The organism is Bombilactobacillus bombi (assembly GCF_013607485.1).
Lineage (GTDB): Bacteria > Bacillota > Bacilli > Lactobacillales > Lactobacillaceae > Bombilactobacillus > Bombilactobacillus bombi_A.
In genome coordinates, this window is the sequence record NZ_SCHP01000049.1 from 1 (window position 1) to 6826 (window position 6826).

Annotated in this window: 4 protein-coding genes; all 4 read left to right on the forward strand. The window is 35.9% G+C overall.

Features of this window, described 5'->3' with window-relative positions; genetic code table 11:
• Positions 1–17 precede the first annotated feature (17 nt).
• Positions 18–3320 (forward strand): DNA polymerase III subunit alpha, encoded by a 3303-nt coding sequence (gene dnaE / locus EQ827_RS07175; protein WP_181190320.1) that lies wholly within the window; start codon positions 18–20, stop codon positions 3318–3320.
• 96 nt (positions 3321–3416) lie between these two features.
• The gene (pfkA, locus tag EQ827_RS07180) at positions 3417–4376 is read left to right on the forward strand and encodes a 6-phosphofructokinase (protein WP_181190321.1); all 960 of its coding nucleotides are present in this window, start codon (positions 3417–3419) and stop codon (positions 4374–4376) included.
• A gap of 57 nt (positions 4377–4433) precedes the next feature.
• Positions 4434–6203 carry a pyruvate kinase gene (pyk, locus tag EQ827_RS07185; RefSeq protein WP_181190322.1) on the forward strand — a complete coding sequence of 590 codons (1770 nt, stop codon included), beginning with the start codon at positions 4434–4436 and terminating at the stop codon, positions 6201–6203.
• 223 nt (positions 6204–6426) lie between these two features.
• Positions 6427–6826 (forward strand): DUF441 domain-containing protein (locus EQ827_RS07190; RefSeq protein ID WP_181190323.1); only part of this gene is annotated, 400 nt, incomplete at its 3' end.

Below are 6826 nucleotides of genomic sequence, written 5' to 3' on the forward strand. Positions count from 1 at the left end.
GCAGCAAGGAGGTTGTTATGGTATCACAACTGCAAGTATTGAGCAGCTATTCCTTGCTGCAAAGCACAAATGAAATAAATAATTTAGTCAAGCAAGCTCGACAATTAGGTTATGACGCTTTGGCTTTAACCGATGTTAATGTTACCTATGGCTTAATTGAATTTTATAAAATTGCCCGAAAAAATCAGCTGCATCCCATTTTAGGAATGACAATTCAAGTTGAAGGTTTGATTTTAACTGATCAAAGTTATCCGCTTTTAGTTTTAGCTAAAAATATTGACGGATATCATAATTTATTAAAGTTATCGTCATTATTAATGACATCTGAACAAACTGTATCCATTCTTGATAAGAAAAACTTACTTCAAAATTTAATTGTCATTGTCCCTGCAGTTGATAGTGAATTGGCCACCTTGTTAGAGCAAAATGAACAACCATTATCTGATTATCTGCAAAAGTTGCTGCAAATAAAATCGACTGATTTATATTTAGGTATTGGTTTGCGGGCAAAAGCCCAAGACCAAGCGTATTTAATTCAGCGATTAGCGCAACTTCACAATTTACCGTTGGTGGCCTTAGATGATGTGCAATATTTAAAACCTGAAGATGCCTTTAGTAATGAGGTTTTACACCACATTGCTGCTGGTACGCAGGTAGAGAAGTTTATCCCTCAAGGTTCCAATTATTTGCGGTCAGCCGCAGACTTTTATCATGATTTTCGAGTCCATGACTTACAAGAAGCTGTTACTAATACCCAAAAAATTGCCCAACAATGCCAAGTAGAAATCCCCTTTCAAAGAACTTTGCTGCCACACTTTGTAACGCCATCACATCTAGATTCAATTACTTACTTACGGCAATTGGTTCAGCAAGGCCTAGAACAGCATTTTGCAAAAGGAATACCCACGGCTTATCAACAAAGGGTTCAACATGAACTTAATGTTATTAACAAAATGGGTTATGCAGATTACTTTTTAATTGTGTGGGATGTAATTAACCAAGCTCATAAATTAAATATTATGACAGGACCTGGAAGAGGTTCCGCCGCAGGTTCACTAGTTAGCTACGCTTTAGGGATTACTCAAGTGGATCCTCTCGAATATGGATTATTATTTGAACGTTTCTTAAATCCTGAGCGGGTCGATATGCCTGATATTGATTTAGATATTCCGGATAATCGACGGGAAGAATTAGTTCAATATATGCAAACCAAATATGGTAATGATCATATGGCGCAAATCATCACTTTTGGAACTTTTGCTGCCAAGCAGTCATTGCGAGACGTAGGACGAGTTTTTGGTTTAAGTCAAGTCGAATTAAGTCGATGGTCAAAGGCAATTCCCAAAACATTAGGAATTAGCTTACAAAGTGCCTATCAACAATCGCTGGCCTTACGTAATTTGTATCAACAATCAGCCCGGAATAAATTAATTTTTAAAACAGCCTTAAAAATTGAAAATTTACCTCGCCATTTTTCTACGCATGCAGCAGGGATTGTTTTAAGTGCTCATAATTTGGATGAAACTGTGGCCTTGCAAGCGGGAGCCAGTGATGGAGCATTATTAACTCAGCAGACTAAAACTAATGTTGAAGCTTTAGGACTGCTTAAGATTGATTTTTTAGGTTTGCGTAATTTAACTATTTTAAATTCAGCTGTTCAATTGATTCAACAATATTTTGATAAAAATTTTGATTTTCAACAGGTTAATCTTAATGATGCTGCTACCTTAAAACTTTTCCAACACGGTGATACCGATGGTGTATTTCAATTTGAATCGGCAGGTATTCGCTCGGTTTTACGGCAATTGCAGCCAACTAATTTTAATGATATTGTTGCTACTAATGCACTTTATCGACCGGGACCGATGCAAAATATTGATCATTTTATCGCCCGCAAACATCATCAAGAGCCAATTACTTACCCAGATGAATCACTGCAGCCAATTTTACAGCCAACATATGGGATATTAGTTTATCAAGAGCAAGTTATGCAAGTTGTTTCGCAAATGGCGGGCTTTAGTCTTGCTGAGGCTGATTTGTTACGTCGGGCTATGGCCAAAAAAAATGAACAATTAATTGTAGAAAAGAAAAATGAATTTATTATCCAGGCGGTGAAGCGCGGTCATCAAAAGCAAAATGCTCTCAAAGTTTATGAATATATTGAACGTTTCGCAAATTATGGATTTAATAAATCTCATGCTGTTGCCTATAGTAAATTAGCCTATTGTTTGGCCTTTATTAAGGTTCATTATCCGCAGGCATTTTTTGCCGCTTTGTTAAATGCTAATCTTAATAATGATTCTAAAATAACCACATATTTGCAGGCCCTAAAATTGCGTCAAATTAAAGTATTAGCGCCTAGTGTTAATCATAGTCAGCAGTATTTTACGTTAGAAGGGTCGCAATTACGTTTTGGCCTTTCATGTATTAAAAAAACTCGAAGAGATGTCATTGAAGATATTTTAAAAAAGCGTGCTCAAGGTCCTTATAGCAGTTTAGTAGATTTACTACAGCGGTTAGATGCGCGCTTTTTAAAATCAGAAAACCTTTTGCCGCTTGTATATAGTGGAGCATTGGATGAATTAGTGGAAAATCGGCGCCAATTGGTACAAAACGTTGCTGACCTCGTGGAAAGTATTAAATTAGCTGCGGGCAGTGTGTCATTATTTGATATTTTAAAACCTAAAAAGCGTAAAATTGTTGATTTTAGTGCAGAAGAAAAATTAGATCAGGAAAAACAATATCTTGGAACCTATATTTCGGGACATCCAGTTGAACGTTTTCAACATGCTTTAACTAATTATCATTTTCAAAAAATAACTAATTTATCCGTCAACGCAAGTGCAAATGTTTTATATTATATACGTCAAATTAAAGTTATCCGTACTAAAAAAGGCACTCAAATGGCATTTTTATCGGGTGGAGATGAGATAGGAGATTATACGATAACCGTTTTTCCTAATCTTTTTCAGCGACTGGATTTAGAGACTAATCAAGTATATGTAGTTAAGATTAAAGTAACATTGGGACGACACGATGATAAGGAATATATTGCGCAAAACTTAGAATTGGCTCAAAATATTTTGCAAAAGCAGCATACGAAAAAGTTATATATTCGCTTTGATACGAAAAAAAAGCAAAATTTGCAGAAACTTTTACAACTAACACAGCAATATCCGGGATCTATTCCCGTCATTGTTTATTTTGAAGACAGTGATGAAAAGTTTTTATTAAAACGACAGAACTTTGTCAGTGAGAACGCTGAACTAAATGATAAACTTCAAGAGTTGTTAGGGAAAAATAATTTTGTTTACCAATGATGGCGTTTTTATGAAAATAAGACTGTAATTTTTTCACAATAATGTTATATTTTGTAGTATAGTTAATTGGGAAATCAAATTGTTTGAGGTGTACAGATGAAAAAAATCGGTATTATGACTAGCGGCGGTGATGCACCAGGCATGAATGCTGCTATTCGTGCTGTTGCTCGTCGTGCGATGTCATTTGGCATAGAAGTGTATGGCATTAACTACGGTTATGCGGGATTAGTAGCTGGTGACATCTTCAAAATGGAGCGATCCAGTGTTGGAGATATCATTAATCGTGGTGGTACAATTCTTTACTCTGCTCGTTATCCGGAGTTTGCCCAAGAAGAGGGACAATTAAAAGGTATTGAGCAACTAAAGAAGTTTGGTATTGATGCTTTAGTAGTTATTGGTGGTGATGGTTCTTATCATGGTGCCTTACGGCTAACTGAACATGGTTATAATGCTGTAGGATTGCCGGGAACTATTGATAATGATATTCCTTACACAGACTTTACAATTGGTTTTGATACTGCAGTGAATACGGTAGTAGAATCGATTGATAAGATTCGGGATACCGCTGCAAGTCATGAACGGACTTTTGTAATTGAAGTTATGGGTCGTGGTGCTGGTGATATTGCTTTATGGGCTGGTGTTGCTGGCGGTGCTGATGAAATTATCGTTCCAGAACGTCCTTTTGATATTCAGCAAGTAGCTAAGAATATTCAAAATTTACGGGCACGAGGTAAAAAACATACTATTGTGGTTCTAGCTGAAGGTGTGATGCATGCCAATGAATTTATGGACCAATTAAAGCAGTATGGAGACTTTGATGCACGTAGTACGGTTTTAGGCCATGTACAAAGAGGTGGTTCTCCTTCCGGACGGGATCGCGTTTTAGCAAGCAAGATGGGTGCTTATGCAGTTGACCTATTAAATGAAGGCAAGGGTGGAATTGCAATTGGTATTGAAAACAACCAATTGACTTACCATAATATGACCGATTTATTTAGTAGTAAACACCAGCCAGATATGGAATTATATGATATAAACAAAACTTTAGCAAAATAAAGTTTTCTGGTATACTAAGTGGGTGTAATCAATCAATTTTTTGAAGGAGCGACATTGATGAAAAGAACCAAAATTGTTAGTACTTTAGGACCAGCTAGTAATGATGTTGATACAATTGTTAAATTAATTGAGGCAGGTGCTAATGTCTTTCGTTTTAACTTCTCTCATGGTGATCATGAAGAACATCTTTCACGGATGAATATGGTTCATGAAGCGGAAAAGATTACTGGCAAAACTGTTGGTATCATGCTAGATACTAAGGGCGCTGAAATTAGAACTACTGAACAAGAAGGCGGCAAATTTGAAGCTAAAATTGGTGATGTAATTCGTATTTCAATGGACCCTAATTTAAAGGGTAATCCCCAGAAAATTGCAGTTACCTATCCTGGATTATATGATGATACACATGTTGGTGGTCATGTTTTAATTGATGATGGTTTAGTAGACTTAAAGATTACTGAAAAAGATGAAGCTCATAAAGAATTAATTACCGAAGTACAAAATGAAGGTATGATTGGTTCTAAAAAGGGTGTTAATGCTCCTGGTGTAGAGATTCGCTTACCAGGTATTACTGAAAAAGATACTGATGATATCAATTTCGGTTTGGATCATGAGATTAATTACATTTCTGCTAGTTTTGTTCGTAAAGCTCAAGATGTTTTAGATATTCGCGAGTTATTAGAAGCAAAACATATGGAACATGTCCAAATCTTCCCGAAAATAGAATCTCAAGAAGGTATCAATAATATTGATGATATCTTAAAAGTTTCTGACGGTTTAATGGTTGCTCGTGGTGATATGGGTGTAGAAATTCCTTTTGAAAATGTTCCATTTGTCCAAAAAGAATTGATTAGAAAATGCAATGCCTTAGGTAAACCTGTTATTACAGCAACACAAATGTTGGATTCAATGCAGGAAAATCCTCGTCCTACCCGTGCCGAAGTAACAGATGTTGCTAATGCGGTTTTAGATGGTACTGATGCAACCATGTTATCTGGTGAAAGTGCCAATGGTGACTATCCAGTAGAATCAGTTGCAGCAATGAATAAAATCAATTTAAAGACTCAAGCTCAATTAGACCGCTCTAATACATTAGCTCTCCAACGGTTTGAAGAATATAAGGGTGCTAATGCTACTGAATCAATTGGGGAATCAGTTGTAAGAACTGCTCAAGAATTAGGTATTCATACGATTGTCACAGCTACTAATTCTGGTTATACTGCACGAATGATTTCTAAATATCGTCCAAGTGCTGATATTTTGGCAATCACTTTCGATGAACGTACACAACGGGGCTTAACAGTTAACTGGGGTGTTGTACCAATCGTTTCTCAACGTCCAACAAATACTGATGCAATGTTTGATTTGGCTACTCAAAAAGCCCAAGAATTAGGTTTTGCTAAAGAAGGGGACTTAATTCTTATTGTGGCCGGTGTACCTGTTGGTGAAAGTGGTACTACTAACTTGATGAAGATCCAACTAATTGGTTCTAAATTAGTTAAGGGTCAAGGTGTCGGCGACGAAACTATTGTTGGTAAAGCAGTCGTTGCTCATAGTGCTGAAGAAGCTCAAAGCAAGATGAACGATCAAGATATTTTGGTTGTTGAAAATACTGATAAAGACTACTTGCCAGCAATTGAAAAAGCTAGCGCCTTAGTTGTAGAAAACGGTGGCTTAACTTCTCATGCGGCTGTTGTTGGTATTGCAATGGGAATTCCAGTAATTGTTGGTGCTGAAAGTGCTACTAAAGTTATCAAAGATAATGAAGTAATTACTGTAGATTCCCGTCGTGGTAATGTTTATCGGGGAGCTTCAAACTCACTTTAATTTAGATTATTAATTAGAATAAAAAATTTATTTTAGGGGTTGAGACAATAATTTTGTCTCAACCCTTTGTTTTTAAATAGATAATTAGTTACTTTTTAAAAAGTACTAAAGGTGACAAAACAGGTTTAGAAACCAGTGCATAATTTAAATGTCTTTAGTCTCAGCTCCTCTATTTTTTATTTATAGTATAAGATAGTTTTTAGTTAATAATGAGGTGAAAAAAATGGAAAGCTGGCTTTTTTTATTAATTATTTTCTTAATTGCTATCCTAGGTAAAAATAAGTCTTTACAAATTGCAGCACTTATTGTAATTGCCTGTAAGTTATTTCCCAATACTAAAAATTTGATGCAAATTATACAAACTAAGGGAATCAATTGGGGAGTAACAGTTATTTCGGTAGCAATTTTAATGCCGATTGCTTTGGGTAAAATTGGTTTTAAAGATTTATTTAATGCCTTTAAAAGTCCGGCAGGATACATTGCAGTAGCCTGTGGGATTTTAGTAGCCGTACTTTCAGCAAAAGGCGTAGGGCTTCTGTCAGCTAGTCCAGAAATGACGGTAGCTTTAGTATTTGGTACAATTTTAGGAGTAGTATTATTTAAGGGTATTGCTGCTTGTCCAG

Bases quoted from the DNA above. Each gene is read 5' to 3' on its own strand.
- dnaE (WP_181190320.1), top strand. From the start codon at position 18: ATGGTATCACAACTGCAAGTATTGAGCAGCTATTCCTTGCTGCAAAGC.
- pfkA (WP_181190321.1), top strand. From the start codon at position 3,417: ATGAAAAAAATCGGTATTATGACTAGCGGCGGTGATGCACCAGGCATG.
- pyk (WP_181190322.1), top strand. From the start codon at position 4,434: ATGAAAAGAACCAAAATTGTTAGTACTTTAGGACCAGCTAGTAATGAT.